Origin of the sequence: Neptunomonas qingdaonensis (assembly GCF_900113275.1) — a bacterium.
Classification (GTDB): Bacteria; Pseudomonadota; Gammaproteobacteria; order Pseudomonadales; family Balneatricaceae; genus Neptunomonas; species Neptunomonas qingdaonensis.
Genome location: NZ_FOOU01000009.1, coordinates 100,372 through 119,346 on the forward strand (window position 1 = coordinate 100,372; position 18,975 = coordinate 119,346).

19 protein-coding genes and 4 tRNA genes are annotated in these 18,975 nt (G+C 45.2%); 5 read left to right on the forward strand and 18 right to left on the reverse strand.

Annotated features, from left to right (window positions below; all coding sequences use genetic code 11):
• Nucleotides 1-83: 83 nt before the first annotated feature.
• The 6 genes from clpP to cueR all read right to left on the reverse strand — a co-directional run bounded on the left by clpP (nt 84) and on the right by cueR (nt 3,333).
• Entirely contained in the window at nt 84-716 is a 633-nt protein-coding gene (clpP, locus tag BM099_RS13445) for an ATP-dependent Clp endopeptidase proteolytic subunit ClpP (protein WP_090728645.1), read from the reverse strand.
• Nucleotides 717-800: 84 nt separating this feature from the next.
• On the reverse strand, nt 801-2,105 hold the full coding sequence (tig, locus tag BM099_RS13450; protein ID WP_090728646.1) for a trigger factor: 1,305 nt from the start codon (nt 2,103-2,105) through the stop codon (nt 801-803).
• A 252-nt stretch (nt 2,106-2,357) separates the two neighbouring features.
• Nucleotides 2,358-2,433, reverse strand: a tRNA-His gene (locus tag BM099_RS13455).
• 37 nt (nt 2,434-2,470) lie between these two features.
• A tRNA-Leu gene (locus tag BM099_RS13460) sits at nt 2,471-2,555 on the reverse strand.
• A gap of 16 nt (nt 2,556-2,571) precedes the next feature.
• Nucleotides 2,572-2,647 (reverse strand) — tRNA-His (locus tag BM099_RS13465).
• A 296-nt stretch (nt 2,648-2,943) separates the two neighbouring features.
• Nucleotides 2,944-3,333: a Cu(I)-responsive transcriptional regulator gene (gene cueR / locus BM099_RS13470; RefSeq protein WP_090728647.1), complete on the reverse strand. Its 390-nt coding sequence runs from the start codon at nt 3,331-3,333 to the stop codon at nt 2,944-2,946.
• A gap of 174 nt (nt 3,334-3,507) precedes the next feature.
• On the opposite strand from cueR, the gene BM099_RS13475 reads away from it, so the two are divergent.
• Nucleotides 3,508-5,724 carry a heavy metal translocating P-type ATPase gene (locus BM099_RS13475; RefSeq protein ID WP_090728648.1) on the forward strand — a complete coding sequence of 739 codons (2,217 nt, stop codon included), beginning with the start codon at nt 3,508-3,510 and terminating at the stop codon, nt 5,722-5,724.
• A 275-nt stretch (nt 5,725-5,999) separates the two neighbouring features.
• Here the strand turns inward: BM099_RS13475 and BM099_RS13480 are convergent, their stop codons facing one another.
• Genes BM099_RS13480 through BM099_RS13495 form a run of 4 tightly spaced genes read right to left on the reverse strand, consistent with a single transcriptional unit; the run spans nt 6,000 to nt 8,284 of the window.
• Nucleotides 6,000-7,307 (reverse strand): AI-2E family transporter, encoded by a 1,308-nt coding sequence (locus BM099_RS13480; protein WP_090728649.1) that lies wholly within the window; start codon nt 7,305-7,307, stop codon nt 6,000-6,002.
• Nucleotides 7,308-7,315: 8 nt separating this feature from the next.
• Nucleotides 7,316-7,585, reverse strand: a complete 270-nt coding sequence (locus tag BM099_RS13485) for a hypothetical protein (RefSeq protein WP_090728650.1) — start codon at nt 7,583-7,585, stop codon at nt 7,316-7,318.
• Complete coding sequence (locus BM099_RS13490) at nt 7,575-7,997, reverse strand: hypothetical protein (protein WP_090728651.1); 423 nt, start codon at nt 7,995-7,997, stop codon at nt 7,575-7,577. Before BM099_RS13490 ends, BM099_RS13485 begins: the two co-directional genes overlap by 11 nt.
• A complete protein-coding gene (locus BM099_RS13495) occupies nt 7,994-8,284 on the reverse strand; it encodes a DUF883 domain-containing protein (protein WP_090728652.1) in 291 nt (96 codons plus the stop codon). Before BM099_RS13495 ends, BM099_RS13490 begins: the two co-directional genes overlap by 4 nt.
• Nucleotides 8,285-8,714: 430 nt before the next feature.
• Here BM099_RS13495 and BM099_RS20465 point away from each other — a divergent pair, with 430 nt between their 5' ends.
• A complete protein-coding gene (locus tag BM099_RS20465) occupies nt 8,715-8,879 on the forward strand; it encodes a hypothetical protein (protein ID WP_177201181.1) in 165 nt (54 codons plus the stop codon).
• A 34-nt stretch (nt 8,880-8,913) separates the two neighbouring features.
• Here the strand turns inward: BM099_RS20465 and BM099_RS20340 are convergent, their stop codons facing one another.
• Nucleotides 8,914-9,060 (reverse strand): lmo0937 family membrane protein, encoded by a 147-nt coding sequence (locus BM099_RS20340; RefSeq protein WP_143083777.1) that lies wholly within the window; start codon nt 9,058-9,060, stop codon nt 8,914-8,916.
• Nucleotides 9,061-9,477: 417 nt separating this feature from the next.
• A tRNA-Arg gene (locus tag BM099_RS13500) sits at nt 9,478-9,554 on the reverse strand.
• A gap of 244 nt (nt 9,555-9,798) precedes the next feature.
• Here BM099_RS13500 and folD point away from each other — a divergent pair.
• Nucleotides 9,799-10,650, forward strand: a complete 852-nt coding sequence (gene folD / locus BM099_RS13505; protein ID WP_090728653.1) for a bifunctional methylenetetrahydrofolate dehydrogenase/methenyltetrahydrofolate cyclohydrolase FolD — start codon at nt 9,799-9,801, stop codon at nt 10,648-10,650.
• Nucleotides 10,651-10,726: 76 nt separating this feature from the next.
• Here folD and cysS read toward each other — a convergent pair whose 3' ends face one another.
• On the reverse strand, nt 10,727-12,139 hold the full coding sequence (cysS, locus tag BM099_RS13510) for a cysteine--tRNA ligase (protein ID WP_090728654.1): 1,413 nt from the start codon (nt 12,137-12,139) through the stop codon (nt 10,727-10,729).
• A gap of 133 nt (nt 12,140-12,272) precedes the next feature.
• Entirely contained in the window at nt 12,273-13,145 is an 873-nt protein-coding gene (locus BM099_RS13515) for a hypothetical protein (protein ID WP_143083778.1), read from the reverse strand.
• A gap of 288 nt (nt 13,146-13,433) precedes the next feature.
• Here BM099_RS13515 and BM099_RS13520 point away from each other — a divergent pair, with 288 nt between their 5' ends.
• Nucleotides 13,434-14,243 carry a class I SAM-dependent methyltransferase gene (locus tag BM099_RS13520; protein ID WP_232349117.1) on the forward strand — a complete coding sequence of 270 codons (810 nt, stop codon included), beginning with the start codon at nt 13,434-13,436 and terminating at the stop codon, nt 14,241-14,243.
• Between the two features lie 15 nt (nt 14,244-14,258).
• On the opposite strand, the gene BM099_RS13525 is transcribed toward BM099_RS13520, so the two are convergent.
• Both BM099_RS13525 and BM099_RS13530 read right to left on the reverse strand, forming a co-directional pair.
• On the reverse strand, nt 14,259-14,588 hold the full coding sequence (locus tag BM099_RS13525; protein ID WP_143083779.1) for a hypothetical protein: 330 nt from the start codon (nt 14,586-14,588) through the stop codon (nt 14,259-14,261).
• 116 nt (nt 14,589-14,704) lie between these two features.
• Complete coding sequence (locus tag BM099_RS13530; RefSeq protein ID WP_090728658.1) at nt 14,705-15,148, reverse strand: hypothetical protein; 444 nt, start codon at nt 15,146-15,148, stop codon at nt 14,705-14,707.
• A 227-nt stretch (nt 15,149-15,375) separates the two neighbouring features.
• Between BM099_RS13530 and radD the strand changes: the two genes are divergently transcribed.
• On the forward strand, nt 15,376-17,121 hold the full coding sequence (gene radD / locus BM099_RS13535; RefSeq protein ID WP_090728659.1) for a DNA repair helicase RadD: 1,746 nt from the start codon (nt 15,376-15,378) through the stop codon (nt 17,119-17,121).
• A 101-nt stretch (nt 17,122-17,222) separates the two neighbouring features.
• Here the strand turns inward: radD and thrH are convergent, their stop codons facing one another.
• Entirely contained in the window at nt 17,223-17,840 is a 618-nt protein-coding gene (thrH, locus tag BM099_RS13540) for a bifunctional phosphoserine phosphatase/homoserine phosphotransferase ThrH (protein WP_090728660.1), read from the reverse strand.
• A 116-nt stretch (nt 17,841-17,956) separates the two neighbouring features.
• Entirely contained in the window at nt 17,957-18,931 is a 975-nt protein-coding gene (cysB, locus tag BM099_RS13545; RefSeq protein WP_090728661.1) for an HTH-type transcriptional regulator CysB, read from the reverse strand.
• Nucleotides 18,932-18,975: the final 44 nt, after the last annotated feature.

Genomic DNA, 18,975 nt, shown 5'->3' on the forward strand with positions numbered 1-18,975 from the left:
ATTTAATTAATAGCGGCTGGTGACGACCTTTTCAACTTTCTTTTCAACGCTCAGCCACATTAATAGGTCCCGCTAACCAGACTTTATTGACCCTGACGCTTATCTAATACTGAATCAATCAGACCATATTCTGCTGCTGCAACAGGATCCATAAAGTTATCCCTGTCAGTATCACGTCTGATATTTTCAATGTCCTGGCCGGTATGCTCAGCCAAGATACGATTCAACTTTTCACGAATACTAAGAATTTCTTTGGTGTGGATCTCAATATCTGTTGCCTGGCCTTGATATCCACCTAATGGTTGATGAATCATGACACGCGCATTAGGCAAGGCATGGCGCTTACCTGCCGCTCCGGCAGACAACAAAAACGCGCCCATACTGGCCGCCTGACCAATACACATAGTGCTGACGTCTGGCTTGATGAACTGCATAGTATCGTAAATTGCCAGACCTGCAGTAACAGAGCCGCCTGGGGAATTAATGTACAAATGAATATCTTTATCTGGATTTTCAGCTTCCAGAAACAGCATCTGAGCAACGATCAGGTTCGCCATATGATCTTCAACCTGGCCAACAAGAAAGATAACCCTCTCTTTAAGAAGACGAGAATAGATATCATACGCACGCTCACCGCGAGCAGACTGCTCTACTACCATCGGCACCAGACCAGAGTTCTCAATGATCTTAGCATTATCCTGATGGAATACTGACATGCACTTTACTCCTTATCCTTAATAAACAAAAAACGACAGCGGATCAGCACCAACTGCCGTTTTTCATTCAGTCAATGCGTCACTTTATTGTTGAGCAGGCTTGATTGCATCTTCATAAGCAACCACCGAGTCAGATACTTTAGCAGAAGCAAGCAAGTGCTCAATCACTAAATCTTCCAACACTAAACTCTTAACCTGATTCAGCATTTCATCATTGCTGTAGTACCAGTCAATCACTTCCTGAGGCTCCTGGTAAGTACTAGCCATCTCTTCGATAGTAGAACGTACGCGCGCATCATCCGCTTTGATTTCGTTAGCTTTTATCACTTCCTGTACCAGCAAGCCTACAGTAACACGACGCTTAGCCTGATCTTCAAACATCTCTTTAGGCAACATGTTAGGGTCAATCTCTGCACCGCCACCAAAACGCTGTACTGCTTGCTTACGCAGATTATCGATTTCACTGTCAACCAAAGCGCTTGGCACTTCAATTCCGTTAAGATCGACCAACTGAGTGAAAACCTGGTCTTTAAGTTTCATTTTCAGAGCATTTTTCATTTCACGTTCCATATTAGAACGCACTTCAACTTTAAATGACTCCAGATCAGCGGCTTCAATTCCGAATTTACCAAAAAACTCTTCGTTCAGCTCTGGCAACTCAGGCGTAGACACTGTCAGTACTTTTACGTTGAATGAAGCTTCTTTGCCTTTCAGGTTTTCAGCGTGATAATCTTCCGGGAAAGTCGCTTTAACCTCTACTTCATCGCCCGCTTTAGCGCCGACAAGAGCATCTTCAAACCCTGGAATCATTGAGTTTGAACCCAGAACCAGGTCCATGCCCTCTGCTTTTCCACCTTCAAATGCTTCACCATCGATGAAACCTTCAAAGTCAATCTTCAGACGATCTCCGTCAACAGAGGCGTGTTCGACTTCTGTCCAGTTAGCTTGCTGCTTACGCAACGTATCAATCATCTGCTCCAAATCAGCATCTTTCACTTCAGAGCTCTGTTTATCGATCTCTACAGCAGAAAAATCAGCCAAAGTGACTTCAGGATAAACTTCAAATGTTGCTACGAACTGGAAGTCTTCACCATCTTTATCATTTTTGAATTCGATTTGAGGACCACCAGCAGGGGTAATTTTTTCCTGCTGCACAGCTTCATAAAAGCTCTGCTGAAGGACTTCACTGATAACATCCTGACGAATACCGGCACCGAAACGTTGCTTAGCAACTTTCATAGGAACCTTGCCAGGGCGGAAACCGTCCAAACGCTGAGTACGAGCAGCTTGCTGAACTCTTTTATTTACATCACTTTCAATGCGCTCTGCTGGCACAGTGATTGTCATCTGACGCTCTAGAACGGAGGTCGTTTCAACAGAAACTTGCATGGAATTCCTCACAAAAAAATACTATGTACCGGTTTATCGATCTTTATGAACTAGTTTACCGGAATACTTACCTGATTAGTTCACAAAGTCGTTTAAATAAGACTCGATTATACTTCCAAGTCAAAAATTCTAAAGCGCGAAATTTTCCGGCACTTGAGCATATTAGTCAAGTGATTACGGAAAAACAGGCACTCAAGTTAACTTTATCGGGCAAAGGAGTGAATTATTAATGAAATCAGAGAAAAAAAGATATGGGGTGAACGATGGGGCTTGAACCCACGACCGCCGGAATCACAATCCGGAGCTCTACCAACTGAGCTACGCCCACCACTACAAACAAAAACACCATTTACCAGGACGGTAAATGGTGCGGATGGAGAGACTCGAACTCTCACGCCTTGCGGCACTGGTACCTAAAACCAGCGTGTATACCAATTTCACCACATCCGCATTCGATCTTTTAGCATGGGGTGAACGATGGGGCTTGAACCCACGACCGCCGGAATCACAATCCGGAGCTCTACCAACTGAGCTACGCCCACCATAACTAAAAATCACTTTTTTTACCAGATAAGTATCAAAAGCGCACTTGATTGAAACAGTCTTAAACTCCCTGTCATCAGCGCTTAGGTAGCGCCTCACTCAAGATGGGGCGTATTCTATGGATAGCTTCGCGCACTGTCAACCAATTTATTATGAAATTTGAAAGAAAATTTGCAGTTATTTCAACAGACTAGCTTTGCTATAAAAAAGTTGGATTTTTTAATGACGCAACTTTTTAAAACGGGTGATAAATATTGCTAACGATCCAGACTCCCGCCCGTTAAAACAGAAGTTATCAGCCCTGAGTCAGCTTATCCAATATCGGACAATGTGCCTGATCATCTCCCAAACACTGCCCCACTACCCCTTCCAACACATCACGCATTTGCTGTAACTGCTCAATCTGTTGATTGACCGTATGCAAATGCCGCTCAGCCTTCTGCTTTACCGCTGCACTGGTTCTTTCAGAGTCCTGAGAAATCAGCAACAACTCATGACTATCACTCAAGGAAAAACCTAACGCACGCGCACGCTTAATAAACAACAAACGCTCCAACTGCTCCTTATCATACTGCCGATATCCATTGTCACCCCGCTTAGCGGGCGGAATGATCTGCTGTTGCTCATAATAACGAATTGTCTTGCTGCTAAGACCCGTATGCTTAGCTGCGTCTGCGATATTCATTTTCTCACCTGATCAGTCCTTACTATCTCTGCAACGGCATGTCAGTCGCACTGCAGCCACTTTTATCATTTGACCTTACTGCTACTGTAACCTTTACACTGTAATAAATATTACCTCAATCAGCTTAATCACACGACCAGTTAGCGTGCCAGCAACATTAAGAGGCTTTGATTTATGAACACTATTCTTATTCTTGAAAATGTATCCTGCGCAGGCTGTGTTAAGAAGATAGAAACCTGTATCTCGAAAATTCCTGATATAGAACACGCTGAAGTAAACTTTCCTCAGCGAAAACTCTATATTCAAGGCTCAGTCAATAGCGAACTTGTTATCAGCGAGCTTAACAATATCGGCTACCGCGCCCGCCTTTCGCAAAACGAAGCAGAGGATCGGATTAAACAAAAAGCCAGTGATAGCGCACAATATCGACAACGACTGATTCACTCTGCAGTTGCGCTTAGCCTCGGTATTCCGATGATGCTGGCCGGGTTTTTCATGGATGAGATGAGCGTACAAACGACCAACGACCAGATTCTGTGGGGGATCATTGGCGCTCTGACACTGGCTATCATGTATTTTTCAGGTCGCCATTTCTTTTCAGGTGCTATTACTGCGCTGCGCAACGGCAGCTCAACTATGGACACCTTAATTGCTATTGGAACAGGAAGCGCCTGGTTGTTTTCAATGCTGATTGTATTGTTTCCACAACTATTTCCTGAAAGCGCGCGTCATATCTACTTCGAAGCCACCGTAATGATTATCGGTTTGGTTAACCTCGGGTTGGCAATGGAGCTTAGAGCACGCAGCAGGACATCCGATGCGGTAGAGCGTCTACTGGATCTACAACCTAAAACCGCACGTGTGATTCGCAACGGCAAGGAGCAGGACATACCGCTGGAGCTGGTCAACATAGGGGATCAGATCCGCATTCGCCCCGGCGAGCAAATCCCTGTCGACGCCCGCGTACTTGAAGGGCAAAGCTATATTGATGAATCCATGCTCACCGGAGAACCTCTTCCTGTTAATAAAACCAGCGGCGATACTATTTCAGGCGGCACATTAAATAAGTCTGGCAGCCTCTTAGTCGTTGCCGAGAGAGTTGGCTCTGAAACGGCGCTGAGCCGTATTATTGAGATGATAAAACAAGCGCAAAACAGCAAGCCGGAGATTGCCCGCCTGGCAGATAAAATCTCATCTATTTTTGTTCCGGTAGTCATTCTTATCAGTATCGCCACAGCGACTCTGTGGTATTTTTTCGGACCAGAACCTAAAGTCGCCTACATGCTGATAACGGCCACAACCGTGCTCATTATCGCCTGCCCTTGCGCACTCGGTCTGGCGACACCGATGTCAGTCATGGTTGGCGTAGGCAAAGCCGCAGAACACGGCATACTGATTCGCAATGCCCAGGCCCTGCAAACAGCATCAGCGATCAACACAATCGTCCTTGATAAAACAGGAACGATAACCGAAGGCGCTCCCACACTGACAGACATTATCTCTGTGCATAGCCCAGACGATCGACTACTAGCACTTGCCGCGTCATTAGAGCAGCTATCAGAACACCCATTAGGAGAGGCGGTGGTAAAAGCAGCACAAGAAAAAAATCTTGAATTACACAGCGTTGAGCAATTTAACGCGATCACCGGCCGCGGAGTGAGCGGCAAGATTTCAACGCAAAACATCTTGCTGGGCAACCACGCTCTGATGCATGAGCAAAACATCAACACCCAGGCCGTCAGCGACGCCGTCAAACGCTTAACACAAACCGCTCACACACCCATCTTCATCGCCATAGATGGTCAGCTAGAAGGCGTACTGGCAGTAACCGATCCTATTCGCCACGACTCTGCCAGCGCCATAAAGCGTCTGCAAAAAGCCGGCATTAAAGTGATTATGCTTACCGGCGATAACCAACTGACAGCGGCAGCCATCGCAAAACAGGTGGGCGTTGATGAGTTTATCGCAGAAGTCATGCCGGCGGACAAAGCCAGTAAAGTTAAAGAGCTACAACAGCAAGGTGCTATTGTCGCCATGGCCGGCGATGGTATTAATGACGCCCCGGCTCTGGCACAGGCAGATGTGGGCTTTGCTATTGGCAATGGCACGGATATCGCTATCGAGAGCGCTGATATGGTACTGATCCGCAACTCTTTACACAGTGTGGCTGATGCTATTGAGTTGTCTAAAGCGGCTTTAAAAAATATCCGCCAGAATCTGTTCGGCGCATTCATCTACAACAGCCTGGGAATACCTATTGCGGCAGGGATACTGTTCCCGTTTACAGGCATTCTGCTTAGCCCAATCATTGCAGGTGGCGCTATGGCGTTTTCATCAGCAACAGTGGTCGCCAATGCAAACAGATTAAGATTATTTAAACCATCAGCCTGATAGAAGAAACAAACAGCTAGAGCTTGATGCATGAGGGGTAAAATACGCAGCAGAAAGATAAAAAGAAAGAGGAATAGAAATAACAGCACAATTGCTGTCAGGAATGGCGTCGCCAATGTGACGACGCCAATTACTAGCGTGTAGTGACGCCTTTATCCTTAACTTAATCTTTTTTGATGCACCTAAAACAATAAAGGCTCTCGCTGATAATCTGTAAGGCCAGCTAATGATTAATCCGTCACTCTCTCCATCACTTTCTCCTTCACTATCTCCGATTATTTTTCCGGAACTCTCTCCAACACGTTCTCCGCCCCGCTCTCCGACCCGTTCTCCGGTAGTGTCAGCAGAGCGTCTGTGCCTGAGGTCGCGCTATGAGGTACAGAAAGATGATCAGCACTGGTTTCAATTAGTTTCACCCAATCGGTCATTATATTCAATTGCGCTGCTGCAAGCTTGAGGCATACCAGCAATGGGACGGCTAGCAGCACACCCGCCGCCCCCCAAAGCCAACCCCAGATAAACAGCCACACGACTAGTATCAAGGGATTTAGTCGCAAGTGACGACCCAACACTGTCGGTGTTATAAATTGAGCTTCTAACAGATTAATTCCAAAATAGACGGCGGCCGGCAACAGTGCAACCCACTCCATGCCGTATTGAGTAACGCCCGCAAGACTGAGTACCATTAGAGCGACAATAGGGCCGACATACGGAGCAAAGTTGAGTACGCCAACCAGTGCGCCCCAGAGCAACGCATCGTCTACATCCATCATCCAGAATACGCCCGCAGTGACTATTCCCAGCAGTGTATTGATGATAGTGACCGTCAGAATATAGCGTGATAACTCTTTCTGCAGCTTTCCTTTAAGCGTAGCTGGCCGGCGATGCTTTTGCTCTGATAGGAAGATCTCCAGATAGCTGTCATATAATCGCGGGCCAAAGACCAACAGAAAGAGCACCAGAATAACGAATGCGACAAACTGGGCAATGACTACGGGTGTTGCGCCCAATATAGAGATAATTTTTTCTATCCCACCGCGTATAACATGCTCAGAAAGCTCGCTATTCACATGGGTTTCTACCTCCCCATCTCCGACGATTACTTCTGGCGGGTCATCTTTACTGAAAAAGCCAAATAATTTGAAGCTTTTCTCCTTAGGGGGCGATGCTTGTGTATTTACCTTAGGCGCAGAGTCAGGACTTATAGCCAGGCTAATATCATCCAACTCTTTGGTCAGCTTAGTCGACAACTGAGGCAGTTGTGCCAACCATTTTTGTGCAGGTTCTGTTAGCTCAATAGCCAACATCGTCACAGGCCCGCCAATCATGGCTAGCAGTATAATTGCCGACAGAGTTCGCGGTATGTAAAAGCGCTTAAATAGTGTTACCAACGGGCTGAGTAGCAACGAAAACAGCAGCGCGACGAGTATAGGCATTAATAATGATTTAGCGAAGTACAAGGTATATAAAAGCGCCAGAGCCAGCAGGCCGTAGAGGGAGACCGTATAGACAGAGCGCTTAGGCACATCGGCGTTGGTTAATGGCTTATTTGTAGCGACTTGCCCACTTTCGTTATTAATCATTAGGGTTATTAATCATGATGCGTACTCATTAAACGACGCGCGCAACGTGTCAGAAAGGGATAAAGACTAAAACCAGCGTTCGTCACTGTATAAATTTTACGCCAGCCAATAACACCCGCCATTACTCCGGCACACAGGCCACCGCCTATTAGCCAATAAGGGCTGATCTCTTTCAGGGCGGCTTTTGATTGCTCGTTAGTCAGCTGAAATTGCCCCTGACGTAGACTCAAGCGTTGGTGTACGGACTGTATATCACGACATAAGGATTTACGTGTCACGGCTCTGATCTCCAACCAACTGACTTATATGCTGCCGGGTTAATGGCAGGGTTAGACTTTTCTTGTAATGCTTCCAGCCTATAGAAACACCCACCAGGCCTAAGAACTGGATAATAAAAAAAGTCAGCAAGCCCTGTGTTACTGACGTATTTAATAGGTAAATCAGCCATGCGAGCAGCGCACTAAAACTAACCCATGTTAACATCAGCATCGGGATAAACAGCAACGCCAATACTAGTAAGCGCGGGCTATCAGAAAGAGCGAGTCGCAACTCAAGCTGTAATAGTTTAAGAATATCGGAACCGTTAGCAGACGCCTGCTCTAGCCAACGCGCCCATAACTGCAACTCATCTAACTGCCTGGCTTTGTCAGCATTGTCTTGCGGGCTTGCCGTATCAGACTGCTCAATCATTTACGCGTAAATAATTGAGAAATGACAAAGCCGGTAATAAAGGCAATGCCTAACGTAGCTAGTGGCTTTTCGCGGATAAAACCGGAGGCCTGCTCACCCAGCGCTTCCGTTTTGTCACGGCCTTTAAGCAATTGCTCAGTTGCTTCATCCTTTATGTCGACGCCAGCGGCCTCTGCGGCCAACTTAAAATGCTCTTTCGCCTCTAATAATTTATCGAAAGCGCTCAACACGGCTTCTTTACTGGCGGCTAGTTCATCTGCTTTAGTTTTAGTCGTAGTTGTTGGCATTTTTATTCTCCTTGATGGTTGTTGCATCTTGTCACGGATATCTTCAGGCTACTACAGTCCGCTCTTTAGTGTCACGCCTATACCTCAGGCTGCCGGTTAAAAACCCGTCAACTTCGGGAGCTGGCGATCCATCGTTGCACTCCTGAAAGCTATATACCTGAAAACCATTTATCTGAAAACCATATATTTTAAAACCATATATTTTAAAACCATGTTATGCAGCGACGCATAGTGCTGATTTCGCGCTGAACTTAATCGAATTTTGTCTTAGAGAGCAATATACAATCAATAGAAATTTAATTGGAATATATTATTTTTTGTCTTTCTCGTACTGTTAATTATTCCAGTAATTTATGGATATACTGCAAGGCAGACCACTGATAATTTATTAGCCCACTATTTAAACAATTAAATGTTTTAGGACGGCGTCATGAACACAGAAATCGCTGATGGACAATGGAAACAAATAAAAGCCCAGATCAAATCAAAATGGGTAATTTACCGATACAAGACTGATCAAGCTGAAGGTAACTCAGAATACTTACCAGGAATATTTCAAGATCAAGCCATTCATGAAGCTGGGCGTTTCGATTAAACACCTCATGATCACCAGCGACCCACTCGCGTAATTACAGCCGTCGACCTGTAATCAGACGAATAAGTATCATCACAACCGCAGCCACCAAGAGAACATGAATAAATCCACCTATGGTGTATGAGCTGACCAAGCCTAGCAGCCAAAGTACGATAAGTATAATTGCAATGGTTTCAAGCATTTTACTTCTCCATCATCTAACTGAACGCGGTAAATCGTAAATTTAGTAATCTACTTTCTTCCAACGAACAGAGTCAGGCCAGAGTTAAGTCACAGTTAAGTCTTAGTTAAGTGGCGGAAGCATGCTGTATTAGTGCTGATTTTTCAGTATGTCATATCAGCGAGGTGTATTGATATTTACAGTTCTGAATTGAGGTATTTTTGAGTTCGCACTAAGCTGTTACAAGACTCAGGATCTTGCGCTGCAAGGATAAGCTCATCGCCAAATTAAAAAAAAATGCCGAAAATAACGATACTGCGCTGAAAGAGAGTGATGTTTAGCTTGCGGGTGCGATATCTGATTGGAACCTAGAGGCTTTGAGGCTTTCGCGCCCAAATTTACCAGCATGATTTCTACTAATCCTTTCTACGCCTGAAATGGTGCGCCCAGTAGGATTCGAACCTACAACCTACGCCTTAGAAGGGCGTTGCTCTATCCGGTTGAGCTATGGGCGCGTAGACATCTAAGCGAACTAGATCCTTTATGTGGCCCTGCTGCTGAACCGAGATTCAAAGGCCCCATAAAGGAGGGCGTATCCTAAAGGAGCACTGGTATGCCGTCAATATCTTTTTAAGCTGCATAGCATTTAATCATCCTTCTTAGTCCTAATCACCCAGCGACTACTTGGCCGCAGCGCCTTAACATGAGAAAATCTGCGCTATTTTGATACATTGCCAGCATCGGGAATCGCCAAATACAATGAGCGCACAGATTATTGACGGAAAACAGATTGCTGCCGACGTTCGTCGACAGGTAGCACAACGCATACAAGATCGATTAAACGAAAATAAACGCGCTCCCTGCCTGGCCGTTGTTATTGTCGGCAACGACCCCGCTTCCCATGTTTATGTTCGCAATAAAAAGAACGCCTGCATTGAGGTGGGCATCGAATCAATTTCATACGACCTGCCATTTGAAACAACACAAGAACACCTACTCTCACTGGTAGATGAACTCAACAGCAACGCCGATGTTGACGGCATTCTGGTCCAGCTGCCACTCCCTGCACACCTGAATAGCAATGAGATTCTAGAGCGAATTCAACCCGCCAAAGATGTCGATGGATTTCACCCATTCAATCTTGGCCGATTAGCACAACGACTACCCGCCTTGCGCCCTTGTACCCCGAAAGGGGTTATGAAATTGCTTGAATCTACCGGCATCGACCTACACGGACAGGAAGCCGTGGTGGTTGGGGCTTCAAATATCGTCGGCCGCCCTATGTCGCTTGAGTTACTTCTGGCTGGCTGCACGGTCACAACAACGCATCGCTTCACCAACGACCTGGCCTTTCATGTAAAACGTGCCGATATTGTCGTCGTGGGTGTAGGCAAGCCGGGATTGGTTAAAGGTGAATGGATCAAACAAGGCGCTATTGTTATTGACGTAGGCATAAACCGTTTGAGCGATGGCCGTTTGGTGGGTGATGTAGACTATGACATCGCTGCTAAAAAAGCCGGCTGGATTACTCCGGTACCCGGCGGCGTAGGCCCGATGACAGTGGCTTGTCTGATGGAAAACACACTGGAAGCAGCATCAAAAGAAGATTAACGCTTTTCAGACAATAAAAAGCGAGCTTTCTGCTCGCTTTGCTATATTCAAGCCTAAGCGACTACACCTAAGTTAATTAGCTTTCACGAAACCAGCTGGTCCCTTCACGACTATCCTTTAAAATCACACCCTGCTCAGCCAAAGCATCACGAATTTTGTCCGATTGCGCATAATCCTTATTCGCTTTTGCGGCATTACGCTGCTCAATCAACTGCTCAATGGCAGCGGCATTGATCTCACCCTCTTTATCCGCCCCCTTTAAAAAAGCATCCGGATTCTGCTGTAACAAGCCCAGAATTCCCGCCAATTCTAGCACCTTAGAGGCAAGAGCAACTGCCGCCGATTCAGAGGTTTTCTTTAATTTGTTCAGCTCATTGACCATTTCAAATAGCACCGAGATCGCTTTGGGTGTATTGAAATCATCATCCATTGCCTCATAAAAACGTAATTCAAACGCTTTAGCACCCTCATAACCCGCATCCAAAGATTCATCAGCGCTTTTTGGCAGGCTAACGCCATTCAAAGCCTGATAAAAACGCTCTAACATGACCCGCGCTTCCTTCAAACTGTCTTCGCTGTAATCGATATAGCTTCGATAATGTACGCGCGCCAGGAAAAAACGTACCACTTCAGGATCATACTTAGCTAACACATCTCTGATAGTGAAGAAGTTGCCTAATGATTTAGACATTTTTTCACTGTTCACCCTTACCGGCCCTGCATGCATCCAGTGATTGGCATAGGTACAGCCATTAGCCGCTTCGGACTGCGCTATTTCGTTTTCATGATGAGGAAAAGGCAGATCAGGACCTCCCCCATGAATATCAAATGTATCACCCAAACAACATTTAGACATGGCGGAACACTCAATGTGCCACCCTGGTCGACCCGCCCCCCAGGGAGACTCCCAGCTCACTTCACCAGGCTTAACGGCTTTCCATAACACAAAATCAAGCGGACTCTCTTTAGCCTCATCAACCTCAACACGAGACCCGGAGCGCAGCTCATCAACATTCTGGTTCGTCAACTTGCCGTATTCTGCAAATCTTTCAACACGATAATAAACATCACCGTTTGACGCGGGATAGGCAAAACCTTTTTCAATCAGCGTACTGATAAGCGCAAGGATCTCATCAATATGCGCTGTCGCCTTAGGCTCCTGATCCGGGCGAAGCACACCTAACGCGTCTTCATCCTCGTGCATTGCTGCAATCATTCGCTCCGTCAGTTGCTCAACGGTTTCGCCATTTTCATGGGCGCGCTTAATAATTTTATCGTCAACATCAGTGATATTACGTACATAATTGACACGCCAGTTGCGCGCCCGCAGGTATCGCGTAATGACATCAAAACACACCATCACTCTTGCATGCCCGATATGACAATAGTCATACACGGTAATACCGCAGACATACATATTAATCTGGCCTTCTACTAACGGCTTAAAAGGGGCTTTTTGTTTGGTGAGTGTGTTATAAATCTGAAGCATGATCTACTGATGTATTCCTGAGTAATATAAATAACAAAACTGCTCAATATGACCAGATAAACGACGATTATAATAGAAATCCATGGTTAATGTGGTAATTGCAGCGCTCTTTTGGGCTGCCACCAAACGCTATTTAATCAGATAGCCGTAAACGACCCACCTGCTGCGTTCCCAGGGGGCTCTTTTCAGCCGTCAGCAACAAGGTATTATCATCCTGCCAGATCACCGCCTCCCACTGGCCATAAGGTAAAATCGTGTGATATCTTGCACTTTCCCATACCGGCAGATCAGATTTAACATCAATAATCCAAATAAACGACTGACCAAACACACTGGCTTTCTGGTAGCCAAGCAAGACCAGCTTGCCAGTCTTCTGATTATAATCTGCCGCAGTAATAAGCCCTGAGACAGGTAAAGTGACGCTAGAACGAATGGCTTGTTGAGATTTTTTATCATTTAAAATATACAAGCGAGACTGTGAATCTCCCCGGTTTTTAGTAAACAACCATAGCTTTTCACCGACAACAGTTAATGCTTCACAATCATAATTATGCTCTTTACCGGGATCATCTTCCTCCCGGTCGGCGTACTGAAAACTGATTTTTTTAGCCGTTACCTTCTCTTTATCTTTTGCCTTAATTAGTTTTTTCCAGCTCACCTTATAGATATCAAGTGTCTTTCGCTTTCCCTTGTTGTTACCACAATCAGCTATAAATAAATGTTTATCCGTTTGCGCTAATGACTCCCAATCAATATTTTTGGAATTACCGATCTTTATTCTCTTTTCAAATTCATAACCCTGAGCCCCAAAGGCATAGACCGCATCCTTACCGCCACTGTCATTAATCGTCCACAAATAACCACCGAACAGAGCAAGCCCGGATGTTTCGGATACCTCCTCTGGCAAATACTTTAGGCTTTCAATCGACAAAGTCTGCCCTAACTGATCCTTGGATACCGCTAATGCAGAGCACCCCACTAACAGCCCCGAGATAATTAACAGCAAAAAAAATCTTCTATATATCATTGAAATACCATACATTTTATTAAATTTTGATTTAAACAAACGAGGTTAAAAAACTAACACCAGGTGATTTAATGACGCAATTTTTTTATTGCTGAATATCAGCCTTTCAGTATGTTCAGCACTCAGTTACAAGTAAACACATGTAAACACTGGCTCACGACAGAGTCATGACATTTTTTATACTTTTTTACACTTTATCGAATCTGGTTGTAATAGACTTTTTACGCTACCATTAGGCATACATAGATTCCCTTACGGACATCAATTATGCCCAGCGTTGATAAACATTACAGCCAAAGCTTACAACTGGATGAAATTTTAAAACGGCTTAACGAAGCGTACCCCGACGGCCCCAACGTCTATCAGCTTGCGCCTATTGATCAGTTACATATCGGCGGCATTAAAGCCTCAGAAAAACTGGCTAAACGCCTAAGTGAGTTCAAAGCCAGCAAAGTACTGGATATTGGCAGCGGTCTGGGCGGATTGTTACGCGTGTGCAGCCAACAGCATCAGGCAATTTATGTAAGTCTGGATATCACACATGAACTTAGCTGTATTAACCAACAGCTTAATAAACTAAGCAAAACGAACTGCCCCAGCATGGTTGTCACCGGAAATGGCCAACAACTGCCTTTCCCCGATCAATCATTTGATCTGATTATAATGCAGCACAGCCTGCTGAATATGCCTGATAAGCGCGCTGTACTCAATGAATGTAAACGCATTCTGAGCCCTGACGGACATCTGATCCTCCATGAAGTATTAACAGGAAAAAATTCAGATGAAATGCTATTCCCCGTCCCTTGGGCAAGCACATCTGACCTATCCCACCTTATATCCTCAGCAGAGATCCGCGCACTAATAAGCTCCGTCTCGATGAAAATTCAATCCATGCAAGACTGGTCAGCTGAAGCTTTATCCTGGCGGGCGCGTCAAACCAGCAAGCAGCAAACGCTGCATGCTCCGGTAGTGACACCCGGCATGATTCTAGGTTCTGATTTTGCCTTAATGGGAAAAAATGTTCAGAGCAATCTGGAAAACAGGGCAATAGAGATTGTAGAAGTTGTGATTAGCTAATGAAAAACATTTCAATTATTTGTTTCTCATATACTCAGTAGTATCAAAATAGATGGTTTGCTGGCCCTGCTTCACCTGGCCACTTATATCCGTCAGACGAATACCTAACAACACCGATTCGTAAAATCGACCGCTACTCTCATCTACAGAAGCACCAAGAATATCCCAGCTCAATTGTTTGTTGCGCCCCAACGCCCAAAGTATAGCTATCTGAACGGTTCGTTTATCACGAATGCCATCCTGGTGAATAATGATAGCCGTCTCTATGGTCCGGCCATTCCCACCGGAAATCGCCGCATCAAAACCTGAGTGTTCTAACACTAATGCTTTCAGCTCTACTGACATTACATCCCCAACTAACATCCATATCAACTGAGCATAGCCATAGTTTACAAAATAGCTAATATGCAAAACTAAACACCTGTCCGGGCTTAAAGCCCGGACAGGGGAAATGCGATTATTTAGCCTTCAGCCTTCAGTTCGGCTTCAGCCTCTTCCATTGCAGATTTTGCTTCTTCAGCTGTTTCTTCAACAGCATCTGCAGAACCACCGACGACGTCTGATACAGCATTCTTTGTAGAATCTACAGCACTGCTTGCAGCACTTTTAACTGCATCTACAGTGTTAGCAGTCGCTTCTTTCACAGCATCAACAGCCTCTGCTGAAGCTTCTTTAGCGTCCTCTACTGCTTCAGCCGTGGCTTCTTTAGCACTGTCAACAGCTTCAACTGCGTTCTCTTTAACAGCGTCCATTGCAGACTTAGTGGCGTCAGACGCTTCTTTAACTGTTTCCGTTGCTGTCGCTTTAGTTTCTTCAGCTACTTTTTTAGCTTCGTCACTATCGCAACCGGTTAAAATAACAGCGGAGGCTAATACAGTAGCCATCAATACGTTATTAATTTTCATCTTCAACTCCTTGGTTTTCAAAAAAAAGTCTGAGTATTCCATCAATAATGGCTAATACCTTAAGCCAATAAACCTTAACAATAACTGCATTATGCCGCATTGCACAAATTTAATCGATTTATCAAAAGCTCATAATGTCTCAAAATCAGATATAAACATAATAAACAATAACACAGCGCCAGGTATCGAATCTTTTACTCGCCCTTCATTAGTCGTATGCTTTACACATGGAACCTTATACGCTCAGAGCATACCAACAAGACGCTGTCGATCTTACCATCCGTCACTTTCGACACAGCAACGATTCAGCGGTCATTGTTCTCCCTACCGGGGCAGGCAAAAGCCTGGTCATTGCTGCACTCGCTAAATACGCACGCGGTAAAGTATTGATACTCGCTCATGTAAAAGAACTGGTTGAGCAAAACCACCAAAAATTTATCGCTTCGGGCATCTCCGCAGGTATTTACTCTGCCGGTCTTAACCAGAAAGAGACCCATCACGCCGTAACTTTTGCCAGTATTCAATCAATTTCTCGTAATCTACAAGCACTCGATTCTCCCTATACACTGTTGGTCATAGATGAGTGTCATCGCTTAAGTGATGATGAGGATAGTCAATATCTCAAAACTATCGAGCATCTGAAAAAACTCAACCCGAACCTTAAAGTACTTGGCCTGACAGCCACACCCTACCGAATGGGGCTTGGCTGGATTTACCAATATCACTATCGCGGCTTTGTTCGCAGCGACACACCCAGGCCATTCATGCGTTGCATCTATGAACTGCCTTTGCGTTACATGATCAACCACAACTATCTCACACCACCACACATAATTGACGCGGCTGTCAGCCAATATGACTTTTCAGCGATTACTCCTGACGCCTTCGGCCGCCTACCGGAAAAACCTGTTAACGAGCTACTTACCCGCTGCAAACGCGTAACCCAAGCCATTGTCCAGCAAGTTGAGAAGCTGGCCACCGACCGGCAAGGCGTCATGATTTTCGCCGCCACGGTTCAGCATGCGCATGAAATTGCCGGTTATCTGCCTGCAGAAGAAACGGCACTGATCACCGGCGAGACCACTCAACTGACACGTGACCAAACTATTCATGCCTTCAAACAGAAGCAACTCAAATACTTAGTCAATGTTTCTGTTTTGACGACGGGCTTTGACGCACCCCATGTTGACTTTATTGCGCTACTGCGCCCTACCCAGTCTGTCAGCCTGTATCAACAGATTATTGGTCGCGGCTTGCGCCTCAGCCCAGGGAAAACTGATTGTCTGATTATTGATTATGCAGGCAACAACTTTAACTTACATCATCCCGAAATTGGTGCAGCAAAACCTGATGCTGAATCAGAACCGGTACAGGTATTCTGCCCTGTATGTAATTTCGCCAACATTTTTTGGGGGAAAACAGATAACGATGGCCAGGTAATTGAGCATTTTGGACGTCGCTGCCAGCAGGCAGAAAAAGCAGCCAACGGGAAAATTGTACGTTGCGACTATCGTTTCCGTTTTAAAAGCTGCTCTTTTTGCGGTGCTGAAAATGATATTGCGGCAAGACAATGCCATCAATGCAAAGAAGCACTAACCGACCCTGATGATCAGTTAAAAAAAGCGCTTCAACTCAATGATGCGTTTATTTTACGTTGCGCAGGCATAAGCCTTGAATCTAGCGGCAGCAAAATAACGGTGATATATCATGATGAGCAAGGCGAAACGCTCAAAGAAAGTTTCAACTTTAATAGCGCCGCACAAAAATATATTTTTAACCAGATTTTTGGCCGGCGCTTTCTTAATAGCTCTCGCCCGGTCACTTTTGACAGCTTAGATGAGGTGCTGCAGGCAGAGAACAAATTAACATCACCTGACTTCGTCATCGCCCGCAAAAAAGGTAAGTTTTGGCGTATACAAACAAGAATATTTGATTATGACGGAAATTACAGGAAGGCTCATCAGTTAAGATAAGTAAACACATGACTTTTAGACTTCAGAACACAGCCCTAAAAAAGAGCCCATACAAGCATTGAGGTTCCAGTTCAACGAAACCTCAATGATAACGCCAAGCGTTACAGTGACAGGTTACGCTGACTGGCTTTTAAAAACTCTTTTTTCAGCTCAGCAAAGGTTTGAACGGCAGGAAATTGCGGAAATTCATCAATGACATTCTGAGGCGCATGGAACAAAATGCCCGACTCCGCCTGTGTTAGCATCGTTGTATCATTATAGGAATCTCCCGCTGCAATCACGCGGTAATTAAGCAATTGAAACGCCCTTACCGACTGACGCTTAGGATCTTTCTGACGCAAAGTATAGTCAGTAATACGGCCACTCTCATCCACCTCAAGCTTGTGACATAAGAGTGCGGGATAACCTAGTTGTTTCATCAGCGGCGCAGCGAAATCGTAGAAGGTATCTGAAAGAATCACTACCTGAAAACGCTCGCGCAGCCAGTCGATGAACTCACGGGCACCCTCAAGGGGAGCCAACCGACTGATAGTATTCTGGATCTGCGGTAATGTCAGACCATGCTCATCAAGTATGCGTAAGCGCTGCTTCATCAATACATCATAGTCCGGAATATCACGAGTTGTTGCCTTTAACTCTTCTATGCCGGTTTCTTCAGCAAATGCAATCCAGATTTCTGGGATTAAAACACCTTCCAAGTCAAGACAAGCCAGTTCCACAAGCAACTCCTCCAAAGTAAATTCAATTAAAAAACGGCGCCAATCTAACCTCTGCCAGTACTGCTTAGCAGGCAGGTTCTGGTCGACATAACAGAGACGCCTATTTAGGGATCAGGTTAAAGATCAGGTAGTTCCTGATGAGCAAATATTTCATCAATTTCAGCACGGCTAGCGCACTCAAGCACCTGCTTAATAACATCTTTCGTCAGATGCGGTGCAAAAAGATGTATAAAATCATACATATAACCACGCAAAAAGGTTCCTTTCCGGAATCCGATCTTGGTCGTACTGGGCTCAAATAGATGACTGGCGTCCAACACCACCAGATCTTTATCAACCTCAGGTTCATAAGCCATGGTCGCAACGATACCAACCCCCAGGTTAAGACGTACATATGCCTTGATAACATCCGAGTCTACAGCGGTAAAAACCACCTTAGGTTCTAACCCTTCTTTCGCAAAGGCATCATCAAGCTTAGAACGTCCAGTAAAGCCAAATACATAGGTGACAATCGGATAATCCGCAATATCCTTCAGCGTAAGCTTAGATACTTGTGTCAGCGGATGATCCTTAGGAACAATGACAGAACGATTCCAGCGATAACAAGGCATCATAATCAGATCAGAAAAATGCGTCATAGCTTCGGTAGCGATAGCAAAATCGACCGTACCATCGGCCGCCATTTCAGAGATCTGCATAGGGGTACCCTGATGCATATGCAAAGAAACATCCGGATAAGATTTAATAAACTCGGTAATCGTTTTCGGAAGTGCGTAACGGGCCTGAGTATGTGTTGTTGCTACCGCCAAGCTACCTTTCTTTTCATCACTGAACTCTTGGGCAACCTGCTTAATGCTTTCTACTTTTTGCAGGATCTGACCCGCGACTTCAAGAATGGCTTCACCCGCGGGGGTTACTCGCGTTAAATGCTTACCACTTCGCGCGAAGACCTCAACACCTAACTCATCTTCCAGCAAACGAATTTGCTTACTAATGCCAGGCTGAGATGTATACAGACTCTGAGCAGTCGCCGATACATTTAAATCGTGACGTGAGACCTCCCAAATATAACGCAATTGTTGCAGTTTCATGTCAGCCTTCCGCCCAGATTAGTCTTATCCATTCAATCCATACT